Origin of the sequence: Pedobacter planticolens (genome assembly GCF_014172375.1) — a bacterium.
Taxonomy (GTDB): Bacteria; Bacteroidota; Bacteroidia; order Sphingobacteriales; family Sphingobacteriaceae; genus Pedobacter; species Pedobacter planticolens.
Genome location: NZ_WNXD01000002.1, coordinates 441601 through 457808, shown reverse-complemented (window position 1 = coordinate 457808; position 16208 = coordinate 441601). Strand labels below are relative to the sequence as shown.

Sequence of the window (16208 nt, the reverse complement as noted above, 5' to 3'; positions counted from 1 at the left end):
AGGAATAAAATATGAATGAAAAACAAACTAATATAACATCAAATGAAGATGAAATTTCATTAAAAGATGTTGTCTTAAAAATAGGTGAATGGTGGCATTATCTTCTATCTAAATGGGTCGTTATTTTAATATTTGGGATTTTTGGTGGAGGCTTTGGGTATTATTATGCATATAGGCAGAAGCCTATTTACACAGCAACAACTACATTTGTATTAGAAGGTGGTGAAAGTAGTAGTGGTGGATTAGGACAATATGCTGGCTTAGCCTCGATGGTTGGTATAGATTTAGGTAGTGGCGGTGGTGGTATTTTTCAAGGTGATAATATTTTGGAATTGTACAAATCTCGAAGTATGATTGAGAAAACACTATTAACGGAGATCGAATATCAAGGTAAAAAACAGTTGCTCATAGATTATTATATCAATTTCAACAAGCTCCACGAAAAATGGGCGAAAAACAAAGAATTACAAAATATTACATTTACGTCTGATAAAAAGGAAATAAAGGAAAATAAACAACGCCTTCGAGATAGTATTATAAGCATTATTATAACAGATCTTAATAAAAACTATTTAAGTGTAACGAAGCCAGATAAAAAATTGAGTATAATAAGTGCTGATGTTAGATCGGAAGATGAATTTTTTGCCAAAACTTTTAATGAGCAAATTGTAAAAAACGTAAATGATTTTTATATACAAACTAAGACTAAAAAATCATTAGAAAATATTAAAATTTTGCAGCAAAAAACAGATTCTGTTAGAGCCGCGATGAATGGTGCTATTTATTCGGCTGCTGCTGTGTCTGATGCTACCCCAAATTTAAATCCGACACGACAGGCTCAGCGAACTGCCCCTATTCAGCGTTCTCAATTTTCTGCCGAAACGAATAAGGCAATTTTGAGCTCATTAGTCCAAAATTTAGAAATGTCAAAAATGGCATTATTAAAAGAAACACCATTAATACAAGTTGTAGATCAACCCGTATTGCCCCTTAATGTAAATAAATTTGGGAAGTTAAAAGGAATATTCTTAGGCGGTTGTCTAGCAAGTTTTTTAAGTATTATATTTATTTCAATCAGAAGAATTCTTAAAGAGCTATTATTATAATTAAGCTCAATACATTTTATATTATGTTAGATTTAACCAATAAAAGTATTTTAATTACCGGAGGCACAGGGTCTTTAGGGAAAGCTTTAACTAAAGAAATTATAACTAGTCATCCAAACATTAGAAGAGTAATTATTTTTTCTAGAGATGAACAGAAGCAATTTCAAATGGCTCAGGAATATCCTGAAAAGGATTATCCACAGTTAAGATTTTTTATAGGCGATGTTAGAGATGAACAAAGATTAGTAAGAGCTTTTAAAGGCGTTGATTTTGTGATACATGCAGCAGCGATGAAACATGTACCTATTGCAGAATACAATCCAGATGAATGTATAAAGACTAATGTTTTCGGAGCACAGAATGTAATTCATGCCTGTTTCCAAACTAATGTTCAAAGAGTAGTTGCATTATCTACAGATAAAGCCTGTGCGCCCATTAATTTATATGGAGCCACAAAACTAACTTCCGATAAATTATTTGTAGCGGCTAATAATATTAAAGGCGACAATCCAATTGTATTTTCTGTAGTAAGATATGGAAATGTAATGGGTTCAAACGGTTCGGTTATTCCATTCTTTATAAAAAAGAAAACTGAAGGCAAACTACCAATTACAGATCCTAACATGACACGTTTTAATATTTCTTTACAGGGAGGGGTTGATATGGTAATGCATGCTTTAGGAAACGCATGGGGGGGGGAGATTTTTATCCCTAAAATCCCATCTTATAAAATTACAGATGTTGCAACTGCAATTGGTCCATTATGCGAACAAGTAGTTGTTGGTATCCGCCCCGGTGAAAAGGTGCATGAAGAAATGATTACACCATCTGATTCTTTTTACACTTATGATCTAGGAAAGTATTATACCATTTTGCCAGCTACCCATAAATGGGATTTAAATGAATTTAAAAATAAATTTGGGGCTAAATTGGTCGAAGAAGGTTTTGCATACAATTCGGGAAATAATGAGGAATGGGAGACTGTAGATACTTTAAGGAACTTAATTAAAGAACACGTGGACGATAGTTTTGAAATATAATGATAAATCATTCAATTCCTTATGGTCGACAAAATATTACTGCTGAAGACATTCAGATTGTAATAGATACACTACAATCAGATTATTTAACTCAGGGTCCTAAAATATTAGAATTTGAACAAAAGTTTTCTGAATATATCGGTTGTAAATATGCTGTTGCTGTTGCAAATGGAACCGCCGCTCTACATTTGTGTACCCTTGCTTTAGAAGTAGGTAAAGGAGATAAAGTAATTACAACACCAATTACCTTTGCAGCCTCTGCTAATTGTGTTCGCTATTGTGGTGCTGAAGTTGTTTTTTCAGACATCGACCCAACTACATATTTAATAGATATCGAAAAGGTTAAAAATTTATTGGCATCTTCACCAAAAGGAACCTATAAAGGAATTATTCCAGTTGATTTTGCAGGTAGAGCCACTAACCTAGAAGAGTTTAAAGCGTTGGCAGATGAATATGATTTGTGGATAATTGAAGATGCATGTCATGCGCCAGGTGGATACTTCATTGATAGTGAAGGGAAAACTCAAAACTGTGGCAATGGTAATTTTGCCGATCTTGCAATTTTTTCATTTCATCCAGTAAAACATATTGCCTGCGGTGAGGGTGGGATGGTTACTACGAATGATGAAATACTATATCAAAAGCTGTTAATGTTAAGAACCCATGGTATCACGAAACAAGCTGATACCTTTACAAATTCAATTGAATTGGCTGGTGGCGAGGATAAATACCCTGCCTGGTACATGGAAATGCAAATGTTAGGGTTTAATTATCGTCTAACAGATTTTCAGGCTGCGCTTGGCTTGAGCCAACTCGAAAGAGCTGAAGAGGGACTTCTAAGAAGAAAAGAAATTGCTGAAAGGTATAAAACAGCATTTGTAAATAAAAGCTTTATTAAAGGGCAATCAGATGTAGTAGAGGGGCATGCATATCATTTATACATAATAGAAGTTGAAGATAGATTAGGCTTATACAATTATTTAAGATTGCAACATATCTATGCACAAATTCATTATATTCCATGCCACCTTATGCCATACTATAGGCAATTTGGGTGGAAAGAAAATGATATGCCTTTAGCAGAAAGTTATTATAAGTACTGTATTAGTTTACCAATGTATCCAACTTTAACAGAAGCAGAACAACTTTTTGTTATTGAAAAAATTAATGAATATTATAACAAATAAAATATGAAAATTCGTTACTGCTCAAAATGCCTATTTCCTGAAACAAAACCAGATCTTTTTTTTAATGAAGAAGGGGTTTGCTCTGCGTGTGAAGCTTCTGGACAAAAGAATAATCAAATTGATTGGGAACAACGTGAAAAGGATTTTCATACAATTATAGATAAGTATAGAAAAGAGCCTAATGAAATAGGTTACGATTGTTTAATCCCAGTCAGTGGAGGAAAAGATAGTACCTACCAAGCTTACTTTATGAAAGAAGTCTGTGGCTTAAATCCGCTTTGTGTTTGTTTTGAAACAACAAATCTTACTGAAGTAGGCCAAAAAAATATTGATAACATTTCTAAAATGGGTATTGATGTAATTTATTTCAAAAAGAACTATAATGCTTATAGAAGTATGGTGGTTGAAGGTTTTAAAAGAGTTGGAGATGAAATGTGGCCAAATCATTTAGGTATTTTTACCATCCCTATTCATATTGCCGTTAACTTTAATATTCCATTAGTAATTTGGGGAGAAAACCCGCAACAGGAATATGGCGGACCAATTGAATCTGTCGAAAATAAACACTTGAACAGAAGGTGGTTGGAAGAGTTTGGTGGATTATTAGGTAATAGAATTCAAGATATGGTTGGTGTTGATGGGTTGACCGAAAAAGATTTAACTCCATATTTTTATCCTTCAGATGAAGATATTGATCGAGTAGGCGTTGTTGGTATTTTTCTAGGGCATTACTTTTTTTGGGATGCTAGAAAACAACTAGAGATTGTTAAAAAGCATGGTTTTTCTGTAAAAGAAGACGGACCGGTAGAAGGTACATATACCAATTATGAGAATCTAGATGAAAAGATGCATGGGCTGCATGATTACCTAAAATACGTGAAATATGGTTTTGGTAGGGCAACTGATCATGCTTGTATTGATGTTAGAAATAATAGGATTACTCGTGAGAAGGGTTTAGAATTGGTGAAACAATATGATGGGAAATACCCTCATTATGGTGTTAATGAATTTGTGGCTTATTCTGGAATGACAAAAGAAGAAGTAGACCACATTCTAGATTCTTTTACAAACCCAATTTTATTTGCGCAAGATGAGCAAGGCAATTTTTTACGTGATGGCGATGGAAATTTGATCAGAAACTTTGATTTTGAATAAATGGTAGCAATTATAGATTATGGAATGGGAAATGTGGCCTCTGTTCAGAAAGCCCTGAATTTCTTAAGTGTAAAGAATGTGATTACAGATGACCATGATGCTATAAAAGCAGCTGATATTATTTTGCTGCCAGGTGTTGGTTCTTTTGCACAGGGTATGAAAAATCTTCAGGAGAGAAATCTAATCGAATTACTGAAAGATGAGGTAATGGTAAAAAAAAAGAAATTCCTTGGCATTTGTTTAGGTATGCAATTGATTATGGAAAAGGGAATTGAACCTCATGAATGTGAAGGCTTAGGCTGGATTGAGGGACAAGTAGTTAAATTTGAACTAGAACATCTTAATGTACCACATATGGGTTGGAATAATATTGATGTTTTGAATAATACCTATTATGAGAATTGTGAAACAAAAGACTTTTACTTTATTCACAGTTATCATGTTTTACCAAAAAATAAAATAGATATTGCTGCAACCGTAGATTATGGCTTTGATGTAGTTGCAAGTATTCAAAGGGGAAATATTTTTGCTACTCAATTCCATCCTGAAAAAAGCCAAAATGCAGGGCTAGCCATTTTAAAAACATTTTTTGGGATAAATGCTTAAAGTTAGAATTATACCGATATTAACCTTTAATGGTTTTGGGTTGGTAAAGACAAAAAAATTTGCTAACCCAAGGATGGTTGGAAATCCAGTTCAATATGCAAAAGTTTACAATAGTAGGGGTGTAGATGAATTGGTATTCGTGGATATATTTGCAAGTACCCAAAAACGTAAGATTAACCTTAAATTAGTTGCTGATGTAATCAAGGAATGCTACATGCCTGTTGCAATTGGCGGTGGGATTGAAAGTATCAATGACATTAACGACCTCCTAAAAATTGGGGCGGATAAGGTAATCATTAAAACAAAAGCGTTATTAGATAAAGAGTTCATTAAACAAGCTGTCACTTTTTTTGGGAGTCAGTGCATCAGCATTGCTGTAGATGCATATGCTACATCTGAAGGGTACAAAATTTTCAACAAATTAAATATAGATATCAGTATAGCTGATTTTATTAGAGAAATGACAGACTGTAAAGTGGGGGAGTTTGTGTTAATGAGTGTGGACAAAGACGGTATGATGGACGGGTTTGATATTGATCTAATTAATCATGTAATCAATATTACCAATATTCCGGTTATAGTAGCAGGAGGCGGTGGTAATATGGAGCACTATAATGAGTTATTTTCAAAAACCAATGTTAAAGCAGTGGGCTCGGCAAGCATTTTCCACTTTACTCAGTTTACACCTTTAGATATCAAGAATGAACTGAAGAAAATAAACATTCCAGTAAGGATCTAACAATAATAAAGGTGAAAACAATAGCTATAATACCTGCTCGAGGTGGAAGTAAAAGAATTCCAAAAAAAAATATAAAAACATTTTTTGGAAATCCTATTATATCCTATTCAATTCTTGCAGCCTTAAATAGTGGTTTGTATGATGAGGTGATGGTTTCTACAGATGATGAAGATATAGCAAAAATGGCCCTAAAATATGGCGCAAAAGTGCCATTTATGCGAAGTAAGGAAAATAGTAATGATTTTGCTACCACTGTGGATGTAATAATTGAGGTTTTGGATTGGTATAAGGAAAATGAAAATACTGTATTTGAACAATCTACTTGTATCTATGCGTGTGCTCCATTTGTAAATCCAAAATTGCTGAAAAGATCTTTCGAGTTATTAAATGCAAAAGACGCAGATTGCGTCTTCCCAATTTTATCTTATTCACATCCTATACAGAGGGCATTAATATTACAGGAAAATGGAAGTGTTCTTGCATTCAGAGATGTTAATCCAAATGCTAGAACACAGGATTTAACAAAAACATATCATGATGCAGGTATGTTCTACACCTTTAATGTGCCTAAATTATATTTGAGTAAGAGTTTAAGAACAGAAGATTCATTTGCGATAGAAATAAGTGAACTTTTGGCTCATGATATTGATAGTGAAGAAGATTGGTTATTAGCAGAGATGAAATATAAGCTATTCGCAAATGAGATTATATAAGTGTTTAAAGAATCAAATTTTTGTGGTTGGAGATTTTAAACTAGTCCCTATTCGTGATATGGACAAACTTGAAATTTTAAAGTTTAGAAATGAACAAATGTATCATTTACGTCAATCTAAGCAGATAACCATTGAAGATCAGAATACTTACTTTGACAATATCGTCTCTAATTTGTTTGAACAGAAGGAACCAAATCAATTGTTGTTCTCGGTTTTGAATAATAACGAATTTATTGGATATGGTGGCTTGGTTCATATTAATTGGATTGATAAGCATGCAGAAATATCTTTTGTGATGAGAACAGAACTTGAAGCGGAGCATTTTGCTGATTACTGGAAAAATTACCTTTCCCTTTTAGTTAATGTGGCATTTACTGAATTGAAGTTCCATAAAATATTCACGTATGCTTTCGATTTACGGCCTAAACTTTATACTGCATTGCTTCAATCTGGTTTTAAAGAAGAAGCAAGATTAAAAGAGCACTGCTTTTTTAATGGCAAGTATATTGATGTGCTTATTCATACAAAAATTAACAATAATGCTTAAATTTAGAAGAGCGACTGTTGATGATACACTGCTATATTTTGAATGGGCAAATGATGCAGAAGTTAGAGCACAGTCTTTTAGCTCACAAAAAATAAATTTTGAAGACCATAAAAAATGGTTTCTTTCTAAATTGATGAACAAAGAGTGTTTTTTGTTTGTGTTTACAAACGAAAGTAATACAAATATTGGACAGGTAAGGATTCAGGAAGAAAACGAACAAGGTGCTATAATTGGTCTCTCAATAGCGGCAGAATTTAGGGGGCAGGGGTATGCCAAGGAAATGTTAAAACTTGCATCAGACTTTTTCTTATCAACAAGATTACAGTTTGTAATAAATGCTTACATTAAGGAAAGTAATTTAAATTCTAAGTATGCTTTTGAAAATGCAGGATTTGAATTTGTAAATATGATCGAATACGAAAACTTTAACAGTTTTCATTATATAAAAAAGTTAAAATGAAAATAGATTCTTTCGAAATCAACCAAAATAGTGGTGTTTTTATTATTGCAGAACTTTCTGCTAACCATAATGGGAGTTTGCAAAATGCCTTGGATACCATTAAGGCTGCTAAACGTGCAGGTGCCGATTGTATTAAGCTGCAAACATACACTGCTGATACGATGACGATTGATTCTAAAAATGATGATTTTAGATTAAAACAAGGGACTATATGGGATGATAAATATTTTTATCAGCTCTATCAAGAAGCTTATACACCTTGGGAATGGCACAAACAATTATTTGATACGGCTAAAGCAGAGGGCTTGATTTGCTTTTCATCACCATTTGATTTTACTGCTGTGGATTTATTAGAAGGGTTAAATACCCCAGCCTATAAAATTGCATCTTTTGAAATTACTGATATCCCTTTAATAGAATATGTTGCTTCAAAAGGTAAGCCCATTATTATTTCTACTGGAATTGCAGAAATGGAAGATATTGAGTTAGCTCTTTCTGCTTGCAAAAGAATGGGTAATCATGATATAGCGTTACTAAAATGTACATCAAGCTATCCAGCACCTATAGAAGAAGCAAATCTGATTATGATTAAAGATTTGGCAGAAAGATATGGTGTTGTTTCGGGTTTATCCGATCATACTATGGGTAGCACTGCTCCAATAGTTGCTACGATAATGGGTGCGAAAATTATCGAAAAACATTTTATATTAGATCGTTCAATCGGTGGGCCCGATGCTTCTTTTTCGATGAATGAACAAGAATTTACTGATATGGTTAAGGCGGTTAGAGAAGCAGAGAAAGCGATTGGCATTGTAGATTACAATTTAACTGAAAAACAAAAAAAAGGGAAAGAATTTTGTCGTTCGCTATATGTTGTTAAGGATATAAAAGAAGGTGAAAAAATTACTCCAGAAAATATAAAATCTATAAGACCTGGATATGGCTTACATCCTAAATATTATAGTGAAGTGTTAGGAAAGCATGTTGTTGAAGATTTGGGTAGAGGGGATAGATTGACACTAAACTCTATTCAATAACAATTTTATTTATTGAGTGAATCTCTAAGCTATAGTTTGATGTTGACAAACAATTAGCAAACTAACCAAACAATACAATTAATATGCTATTCTTGCACCATCTTATTGTTAAACTAGTAACCTTGTTAAAAAACTATTATTGGCGGGTGCTATATCAAACCTATAGAAAGAAATATAATATCCCTACATCATTCTGGTTTGGGGGTGAAGCAATCATGTTTTATGGTGATGGGGAGATTGAAATTGGGGAAGATTCATATATTGGGAGGTACTCAAGTATTCAAGCATCTAAAGGCTATAAGGTTAAAATTGGAAGAAATGTTGCAATAAGCCATTATGTAATGATTTATACCGAAAACAACATGGCCGATCAAGATTTTAACATAAAACCATTAAAAACAAATAAGGCAAATACAACAATTGGTGATGCCTGCTGGATTGGGGCAAAGGTGTTTATTAAAGAAGGTGTAAAGATTGGCAATAATTGTATTATAGGCGCCAATAGTGTGGTAGTATGTGATATTCCTGATCACTCAATTTGTGGTGGAATTCCTGCTAAAATAATTCGACAAAAAAATCTATAATGCCTGAAAAAAAAGCAATTTTTGGTAAAAAAGAGATAGTTTTTACTGCTGTAAGGTATTTCATATATGGTTTACAAACTGCAAGAGGTTTCATATTAGCCTATTATTTAGGGCCTTACTTTTTAGGAATTTATGGCTACTTAATGCTATACCAGCAATATCTTTCCTATACCAATTTAGGGATCAATTATTCTGTAAACTCGGAATTAGCTGTTCTTAATGAAAATGGAACTGAAGAGCGCAATAAAATTATAAATTCTGCTTTTACAGGGATCTTTTTTATCTCTGCAATTATCATTTTTATTGGGGTTATTGGCTATTTTTTTAAAATTTCACTTTTTCCTGTCAATCAATCTTATAATTATATTAAAATACTGATTCCGCTAACCATACTCATCAACTTTCAACAAATTTTTGTCAATATATTTCGAATTGATAAAAAGCTGAAACCAATTATTATTGGGGAACTTATACTCTCTCTTGGATTGCTTACAACAGTATTATTTTTTAAAGGAATCTATTTGATTAATGCGGTGTTTTACCTTTGGGTTTTGCTATTAATTATTATAAATGTATTTTATTTATTGATTTATGGCAAAAGAATAAGCTTTAACACCACTAGAATAAAACTATTGTTCAAGTCTGGACTTCCCTTATTGATTTATGCTTTTAGCTATTATTTAATGAGTTTAATGGTAAGGACCTTAATTGGTGCTTTTTACCCAGTTGAAGTAATGGGTTATTTTTCTTTTGCTAACAACATTACCACAGCAATCATGCTGGGTGTAGATACCATTACTTGGATAATTTTCCCCTCAATTATTGCGAAATTAGGTGATATCGCGATTGGTCAAGAAGAATTAAAGAGCTACTTAATCTCATTTACGAACAAATTGGTTATTTTGGTATTATGTATTGTTACTTTAAGTATACTTTTTCTGCCTATCTTATTCTATATCCTCCCAAAATATAAGCCAGTTGAGTTTAGTCTTGTTATTCTATTAACTAACCAGATTATTTTTAATAGTGGTTTTGCTTTTGTTTCTCTTTGTATTGCCAGAAAAATGCATAAACAGATGGCACTAATAAGTTTGTTAAGTGTAGTTGTTAGTACTATATTTTGTGTAGTATTCTGTTACTATAAGCTTTCTTACATTTGGCTTGTTGTATCCAATGTGATAGGGAGTTTATGTTTCATAAATTTATTGATTTATTTCATTTCAAAAAATTTTAAGCTACAACACATTGACCTTATTAAAAGTTTTGATTGGATTTTACAATTATTGTTTTGTTCAATTGTGATGGCAAGTGTTTTTCAACATTATTTGTTAGTTCTTTTATTTTTAATGGGAATCATGCTGTATAAATTAAGTTCTTTTAAAGAACTTTATATACAGTTTATAGGTATATATTTTAAAAGAACAAATTAGAATGTTGGATATTTACGATATAAATTATGAATTCTGTTCTGAAAAATTAGGAAACTTAAATTTTCCAGCAGATACTTTACCCCAAAAGGGAATAATTATTAGAATATTGTCTTTGCTCAAAGGTTTTGCATCCTATGCATTAAAACCTAAACTAGATACATTGATTAAAAAGGATGCAATCCTTTTCTTTGTAATGGCGCAAAATGAAATCCACAGCATAAAATCCATTACATCTAAAATCCCAGAAAGTTATCTATTCGGAATGGATTCTTATAAAAATGGTTTCCCATTAGCAAAAATATATTTCTATAGCATTTTTTTTATCCCGGTGGTATTTTACCGCTACCTAATCTGTAGAAATGAATATCAAAAAAAGTCGTTTTCTTATGCTTTTGATGGTTTTTGTATTGCATATGCTTCAAAAATTATTTTGAAAAATTATTTGCGAGAAATTAGTCCCAAAAAAATTATTATCGCCAATCAGCTGAGTTGCTATCATAGATCTTTAGCCAATACCGCCAAAAACTTAGGAATTGAGACCATATACATCCAACACGCATCAGTTACCGAAAATTTTTCAGACTTGAATGTTTTTTCAAGTGCATTGTTAGAGGGGGAAGATAGTTTGATGAAATATCAATTAAATGGTACTGCGAATTCTAATCTATATTTAATTGGGATGCCAAAATTTGATCAATTTTTTGACAAAATAAAGCAAAGTGAGTTGGTGAAAACTATAGGTGTTTGCACCAATGGCACCGACGATTTTGATGCTTATGTAGAATTGATAAATAACCTCCATCAATCTTTTCCTGAAATTGAGCTAATTATTCGTCCTCACCCCTCAGATCGTAGAAAATCGGCATGGTTTGATCTTGCAATGAAAAATAACGCCAAATTTTCAGATGTAAAAGAGGTAGAATCATTCAAGTTTTTTGAATCAACAAGCTTAATAATTGCTGGCGATTCTAATATACACCTTGAAGCTGGATTGCTAAATATTCCATCTATTTATTTTGATTCTTCAAAGAAAAATATAGATTGGTATGGGTTTGTGAAAAATAAATTAGCCCATTATGCAGATGATGCAGCACATGTATTAGCGCAAATTAATCATTTTTCAATAAACCTATTAGAAACTAGAAGTAGAGCTAAATTCTACGTGGAAACTGTAAATACTAAATTTGATGGAAAAAGTTCAGTTCTTGCGTCTTTAATAATTCAAGGGAATCATTATAGCTATAACTTTAAAATAGAAACAGATCAATTTGGGAATACTATTTTTAGAGTTATTTAGTTTAAATTTACACAAGAACTATGTTGAAATTTAAAATCGGTTTTGTGCTTCCAATACTCATAGTAGCATGTTGTTTGCTTGGGTTTGCATACATGTTTTTTGTTGATTTTTTTTTAATTTTTTTCCCTGTAATCATAATTTCTTTAATGTCAATTCCTCTTTTGATTAGAAAAAAATGGGATGTTTTTTCAATTTGGTCTTGGGTTTTATATTCTAGTATTTTAGGAGTTTTATTGCGTTCTTTTTATATATATTTTGATTTGCCGAATCCACAATCGATTGACACTGTGTTTTTATTGGGTAAATCGAAATCATTTTTATTCCCTGCAATGGTTTTAATTTTCGTTGGAATTGCATGCATGGTAGGTGGGTATTTATCTACAAAAAAGCGATTTAAACTAAAAAGTAAAATTTTTGTACATGATAAATGGAATCCAAAAGCATTTTTTACAACATCAATATTACTATTGGTTATATCTATTGTTGGATTAATATTATTTATCAAAGCACAAGGAGGACTCTTTTCTATTGCAAGTATCTCCTCTAATTATAGAGGGGTTTCCGAAACCCTTGCCGAAGCATCGCCACATGCTTATCTTAGACTATTGGTTTCTTTTTCTGGCATTAATTTATTTCTTTTAACCACTTGGTTAATAAAATATAACAATAATAAAGTAATGGCTTATATTTTATGGGTTATCTCGTTTTTAACATTTGTTTTTTTTAATTTCTATGTCAGCCAAAGAGGAGCTATTGTGTTTTGTATGGTTCAGCTGATCGCATTAAGCTATTATCTTCAAAACTTTAAATTGCCAAAAGTAAAGCTTCTTATAGGTCTTGTAGTTGCTTTAGTTATATTTCAAATCATGACTAATTTAAGAGGGGTTACAGATGTTGCAACTCAAGAAGTAAAAGTTGATTTTGTTAAAGCTTTAGAGCCGGCAATATTAACAACAAATATGATTGATGTGAGCAAAACTGCACATATAGTTGATGCTATACCTACTAAACTAAATTATGAATATGGTTCAACATTGATTACAGTTTTTTTCGCTTGGATACCAAGAGAGCTATGGCCTAATAAACCCGTAACGAATGTTGACAATACAATAGGTATGAAAGTTTTTGGATCAACAACCTATGGTTCAGGTGGAGTACCACCTGGTATTATTGCAGAGCTCTATTGGAATTTTTGGATTCCAGGTGTTTTACTAGGTTGTTTTTTAATTGGTTTTTTATTGAAATTAATAAATCAAACTATTCTTAGTAATATTGCAAATTCAAACATTGTGATTATCTACGTTGTTAATTTCATGTTTATTGGTTTATCTTTTGTTGGAAGTAGTTTTGGTAGTTTGCTTATAGGTGTTCTGTTAACTCTTATACCTACAATAGTCATATTAAATTTTATAACGGAACGGAGATGATACAGAAAAAGGCACTTATATGTGGTGTTTCAGGGCAAGATGGGGCTTATTTAGCAAAGCTATTAATCGAAAAAAATTATCAAGTATTTGGAGGAAGTAGAGATGCTCAAAATTCAAATTTTGAAAACTTAAAGCATCTTGAGATTTTTAATTTGATTGAATACGTGTCTATTTCAGTAAATGACTTCAGAAGTGTTCTTCAAGTAATTATGAAGATAGAACCTGATGAGATTTATAACCTAGCTGGTCAAAGTTCTGTTGCGCTTTCATTTGAACAACCAGTAGAAACTTTAGAGAGTATTGGCTTTGGCACACTTAATTTGTTAGAAGCAATTAGATTTTCTAAACTTCCAATAAAATTATACAATGCAGGTTCTAGTGAATGTTTTGGAAACGTAAATGAAGCTGTGAACGAAGAAACCCCATTTAGACCAAGAAGCCCTTATGGTGTTGCTAAAGCGACAGCATTTTGGGAGGTTTCTAATTATAGAGAGGCCTATAACCTATTTGCCTGTACAGGTATTTTATTTAATCACGAATCGCCATTTAGGAAGGAACGATTTGTAACCAAGAAAATTATTTCTTCTGCTTGCAGAATTTTTAAGGGCAGTACCGAAAAGCTAGTATTGGGGAACATAAACGTGTATAGAGATTGGGGTTGGGCACCAGAATATGTCGAGGCTATGTGGTTAATGTTGCAACAAAAAAAAGCTGAGGATTTTGTAATCGCTACTGGCGAATCGATCAGTTTAAAAGAATTTGTAATTTATGCATTTGAAAGCCTAAATTTAGATTGGACAAAATACGTTACTTATGATGATAGTTTATTAAGACCTACCGATATTGATAAAGGATTAGCTAACCCAAAAAAAGCAAAAGAAGTTCTCAAATGGGAGCCCAAAATCAAATCAAGAGCACTAATAGAATTATTAATTAAATGTGAGTTGAACGAAATATATATATAAATGAAAATTGATAAAGAATTTTTCAATGAAAATGGCTACTACGTTATTAAAAATGTGTTTTCAAATGAAGAAATTTCAAGCTTTAGAAATTTAGCCTACGAAACGCTTGAGCAAGATAAAAAAAATGACTTGGTTATTAAGGTGAAAACCGAGATCAAAGATGTGTTTTACCCTAAGGGGGATTTATTGAGTAAACCATTAAGAAAATTGCTACTTTCTGCTAAAATTTTAAAAATTGCTGAAGAAATTCTTGGAGAAACCCCTATTTATTTTAGAGATAGCACTTACCAAATTGGAGTAGGTGATCGTGGTTTTCACAGAGATAATGTTGATAGAATTGCCAATGAAGGACCAGATTGGATTGGTGAGTATGGAATTGTTAGGATAGGAGTGTACATGCAAGACCACGATAAATATAGTGGTGGTTTAAAAGTAATCAAAGGGTCTAATAATGGCAAAAACATTAAAAGGGTATTTGTAGATAGCAAAGCTGGAGATGTAGTGGTTTGGAATTTGAAAACATTGCATAGCGGCAATGCAGCAAGATTAAAGTTTTTGCCGAATGTGGTAATGGGTTATAGGCTAGAAAATATGTTGCCTACTTTCTTATTTAAAGATAGTCAACAAGAAAGAATTTCATGCTTTATGTCTTTTGCTAAAAAAGGAATTCATTTAGATAGATATATTGAAAAATATATGAATGTGAAAATGACTGATCATATAAAAAATTCTATTCCTTTAGAAAACATAGAAGGTCTTGTAAAAGAAAGTGTGATAATACAAGAGGTAGATGGCAAATAGAATAGGAATAAATCTACTATATCTAAATCCAAAATTAGCTGGCGGCTCTTTTATTTATGCTATTAATTTAGTCAATAATCTTGCAATCATTGATCATAAAACACAATATGTAATTTATCTTAATAAAGATTGTGAAAATTTACCTTTTGTGGTATCTGCTAATTTTATATTTAGAATTCTTCCCTTTCGATATACAAGTGTTTACAAAAGATACTTATGGGAACAATTTGTGCTTCCATATTATATTTTAAGAGATGGTATTAACTTATTACACTCTCTAGGATATGTTGGGCCTATTCTTTGTTCTGCTAAGAAAGTAACTTCTATTCTGGATATCAATTATAAAGGGCATGGAGCGAGTATGAATAGAGGTAAAAAAATTCTATTAGGATCTATGATTTATCTTACAGCTAAAACTTCACGATATTTAATTACAATTTCAGAATTTTCTAAGCAACAGATAATAAAATATATCGGTTTTAATGTAGATAGAGTTAAAGTAACTCTACTATCGGGTATGACTGATGCAAAAAATGAAAATAATCAATCTATTGATGTTAAGTCAATCTATGGTATAAAGAGTGATTATATAATTGCTTTCAGTAGTCCAAGCCCACACAAAAATATCAATAGATTAATTGAAGCATTTGCTTTGGTTCACAATCAAATCTCAGAGATTAAATTAGTGTTAGTTGGTTACAAAACAAAGGTTGTTGGCATGGAAAAAATGATTTCTGATTTAAATTTAGACGAAAGTATCGTATTTACAGGCTTCGTTCCAGATGAACATGTAAAACCATTAATTGCAACTTCAACGCTTTTTGTATTTCCTTCCTTATATGAGGGCTTTGGCATTCCCATCTTAGATGCTCAAGCAGATGGTGTTGCCGTTGCTTCATCAAATGCAGGGTCGTTACCTGAAGTGGGAGGAGATTCACCACTGTATTTTAACCCTTTAGATGTTGAAAATATGGCTGCTGTAATGTTAGAAATTTTAAATGAGAAAATATTAAGAGAAAAAATTATAAAGAATGGGTTAATCAATAGAGCTAGATTTTCTTGGAAAAAAACCGCTGAAGATACCCTAGCTGTATATAATGAAATGTATTAGTGG

The 16208-nt window shown here is 32.0% G+C and carries 17 protein-coding genes; all 17 read left to right on the top strand.

Annotated elements, in window-relative coordinates; translation table 11 throughout:
- Nucleotides 1–11: 11 nt before the first annotated feature.
- The gene (locus GM921_RS10600; protein ID WP_182922614.1) at nt 12–1106 is read left to right on the top strand and encodes a lipopolysaccharide biosynthesis protein; all 1095 of its coding nucleotides are present in this window, start codon (nt 12–14) and stop codon (nt 1104–1106) included.
- A 23-nt stretch (nt 1107–1129) separates the two neighbouring features.
- Complete coding sequence (gene pseB, locus GM921_RS10595; protein ID WP_182922613.1) at nt 1130–2146, top strand: UDP-N-acetylglucosamine 4,6-dehydratase (inverting); 1017 nt, start codon at nt 1130–1132, stop codon at nt 2144–2146.
- A complete protein-coding gene (pseC, locus tag GM921_RS10590) occupies nt 2146–3333 on the top strand; it encodes a UDP-4-amino-4,6-dideoxy-N-acetyl-beta-L-altrosamine transaminase (protein ID WP_182922612.1) in 1188 nt (395 codons plus the stop codon). The genes pseB and pseC overlap by 1 nt, the downstream gene beginning before the upstream one ends.
- Nucleotides 3334–3336: 3 nt before the next feature.
- On the top strand, nt 3337–4488 hold the full coding sequence (locus tag GM921_RS10585) for an N-acetyl sugar amidotransferase (protein WP_202985654.1): 1152 nt from the start codon (nt 3337–3339) through the stop codon (nt 4486–4488).
- A complete protein-coding gene (hisH, locus tag GM921_RS10580) occupies nt 4489–5094 on the top strand; it encodes an imidazole glycerol phosphate synthase subunit HisH (RefSeq protein ID WP_182922611.1) in 606 nt (201 codons plus the stop codon).
- Nucleotides 5087–5833, top strand: a complete 747-nt coding sequence (gene hisF, locus GM921_RS10575) for an imidazole glycerol phosphate synthase subunit HisF (RefSeq protein WP_182922610.1) — start codon at nt 5087–5089, stop codon at nt 5831–5833. Before hisH ends, hisF begins: the two co-directional genes overlap by 8 nt.
- A gap of 11 nt (nt 5834–5844) precedes the next feature.
- A complete protein-coding gene (gene pseF / locus GM921_RS10570; protein ID WP_182922609.1) occupies nt 5845–6546 on the top strand; it encodes a pseudaminic acid cytidylyltransferase in 702 nt (233 codons plus the stop codon).
- A complete protein-coding gene (locus GM921_RS10565) occupies nt 6533–7093 on the top strand; it encodes a GNAT family N-acetyltransferase (RefSeq protein WP_182922608.1) in 561 nt (186 codons plus the stop codon). The genes pseF and GM921_RS10565 overlap by 14 nt, the downstream gene beginning before the upstream one ends.
- The gene (locus GM921_RS10560) at nt 7086–7553 is read left to right on the top strand and encodes a GNAT family N-acetyltransferase (protein ID WP_182922607.1); all 468 of its coding nucleotides are present in this window, start codon (nt 7086–7088) and stop codon (nt 7551–7553) included. The genes GM921_RS10565 and GM921_RS10560 overlap by 8 nt, the downstream gene beginning before the upstream one ends.
- Nucleotides 7550–8590 carry a pseudaminic acid synthase gene (gene pseI, locus GM921_RS10555; protein WP_182922606.1) on the top strand — a complete coding sequence of 347 codons (1041 nt, stop codon included), beginning with the start codon at nt 7550–7552 and terminating at the stop codon, nt 8588–8590. Before GM921_RS10560 ends, pseI begins: the two co-directional genes overlap by 4 nt.
- A gap of 122 nt (nt 8591–8712) precedes the next feature.
- Nucleotides 8713–9174: an acyltransferase gene (locus tag GM921_RS10550; RefSeq protein ID WP_202985653.1), complete on the top strand. Its 462-nt coding sequence runs from the start codon at nt 8713–8715 to the stop codon at nt 9172–9174.
- Nucleotides 9174–10604 (top strand): oligosaccharide flippase family protein, encoded by a 1431-nt coding sequence (locus GM921_RS10545; protein WP_182922604.1) that lies wholly within the window; start codon nt 9174–9176, stop codon nt 10602–10604. Before GM921_RS10550 ends, GM921_RS10545 begins: the two co-directional genes overlap by 1 nt.
- A 262-nt stretch (nt 10605–10866) precedes the next feature.
- Complete coding sequence (locus tag GM921_RS10540) at nt 10867–11901, top strand: glycosyltransferase family protein (RefSeq protein ID WP_182922603.1); 1035 nt, start codon at nt 10867–10869, stop codon at nt 11899–11901.
- 20 nt (nt 11902–11921) lie between these two features.
- Nucleotides 11922–13328, top strand: coding sequence for an O-antigen polymerase (locus GM921_RS10535; RefSeq protein ID WP_182922602.1), 1407 nt, complete (start codon nt 11922–11924; stop codon nt 13326–13328).
- Nucleotides 13325–14293 carry a GDP-mannose 4,6-dehydratase gene (locus GM921_RS10530; RefSeq protein WP_182922601.1) on the top strand — a complete coding sequence of 323 codons (969 nt, stop codon included), beginning with the start codon at nt 13325–13327 and terminating at the stop codon, nt 14291–14293. Before GM921_RS10535 ends, GM921_RS10530 begins: the two co-directional genes overlap by 4 nt.
- The gene (locus GM921_RS10525; RefSeq protein ID WP_182922600.1) at nt 14294–15094 is read left to right on the top strand and encodes a phytanoyl-CoA dioxygenase family protein; all 801 of its coding nucleotides are present in this window, start codon (nt 14294–14296) and stop codon (nt 15092–15094) included.
- Nucleotides 15084–16205, top strand: a complete 1122-nt coding sequence (locus GM921_RS10520; protein ID WP_182922599.1) for a glycosyltransferase family 4 protein — start codon at nt 15084–15086, stop codon at nt 16203–16205. The genes GM921_RS10525 and GM921_RS10520 overlap by 11 nt, the downstream gene beginning before the upstream one ends.
- Nucleotides 16206–16208 lie beyond the last annotated feature (3 nt).

Coding starts and splice junctions, on each gene's coding strand:
- GM921_RS10600 (WP_182922614.1), top strand. CDS start 12: ATGAATGAAAAACAAACTAATATAACATCAAATGAAGATGAAATTTCA.
- pseB (WP_182922613.1), top strand. CDS start 1,130: ATGTTAGATTTAACCAATAAAAGTATTTTAATTACCGGAGGCACAGGG.
- pseC (WP_182922612.1), top strand. CDS start 2,146: ATGATAAATCATTCAATTCCTTATGGTCGACAAAATATTACTGCTGAA.
- GM921_RS10585 (WP_202985654.1), top strand. CDS start 3,337: ATGAAAATTCGTTACTGCTCAAAATGCCTATTTCCTGAAACAAAACCA.
- hisH (WP_182922611.1), top strand. CDS start 4,489: ATGGTAGCAATTATAGATTATGGAATGGGAAATGTGGCCTCTGTTCAG.
- hisF (WP_182922610.1), top strand. CDS start 5,087: ATGCTTAAAGTTAGAATTATACCGATATTAACCTTTAATGGTTTTGGG.
- GM921_RS10565 (WP_182922608.1), top strand. CDS start 6,533: ATGAGATTATATAAGTGTTTAAAGAATCAAATTTTTGTGGTTGGAGAT.
- GM921_RS10560 (WP_182922607.1), top strand. CDS start 7,086: ATGCTTAAATTTAGAAGAGCGACTGTTGATGATACACTGCTATATTTT.
- pseI (WP_182922606.1), top strand. CDS start 7,550: ATGAAAATAGATTCTTTCGAAATCAACCAAAATAGTGGTGTTTTTATT.
- GM921_RS10545 (WP_182922604.1), top strand. CDS start 9,174: ATGCCTGAAAAAAAAGCAATTTTTGGTAAAAAAGAGATAGTTTTTACT.
- GM921_RS10540 (WP_182922603.1), top strand. CDS start 10,867: ATGGATTCTTATAAAAATGGTTTCCCATTAGCAAAAATATATTTCTAT.
- GM921_RS10535 (WP_182922602.1), top strand. CDS start 11,922: ATGTTGAAATTTAAAATCGGTTTTGTGCTTCCAATACTCATAGTAGCA.
- GM921_RS10530 (WP_182922601.1), top strand. CDS start 13,325: ATGATACAGAAAAAGGCACTTATATGTGGTGTTTCAGGGCAAGATGGG.
- GM921_RS10525 (WP_182922600.1), top strand. CDS start 14,294: ATGAAAATTGATAAAGAATTTTTCAATGAAAATGGCTACTACGTTATT.
- GM921_RS10520 (WP_182922599.1), top strand. CDS start 15,084: ATGGCAAATAGAATAGGAATAAATCTACTATATCTAAATCCAAAATTA.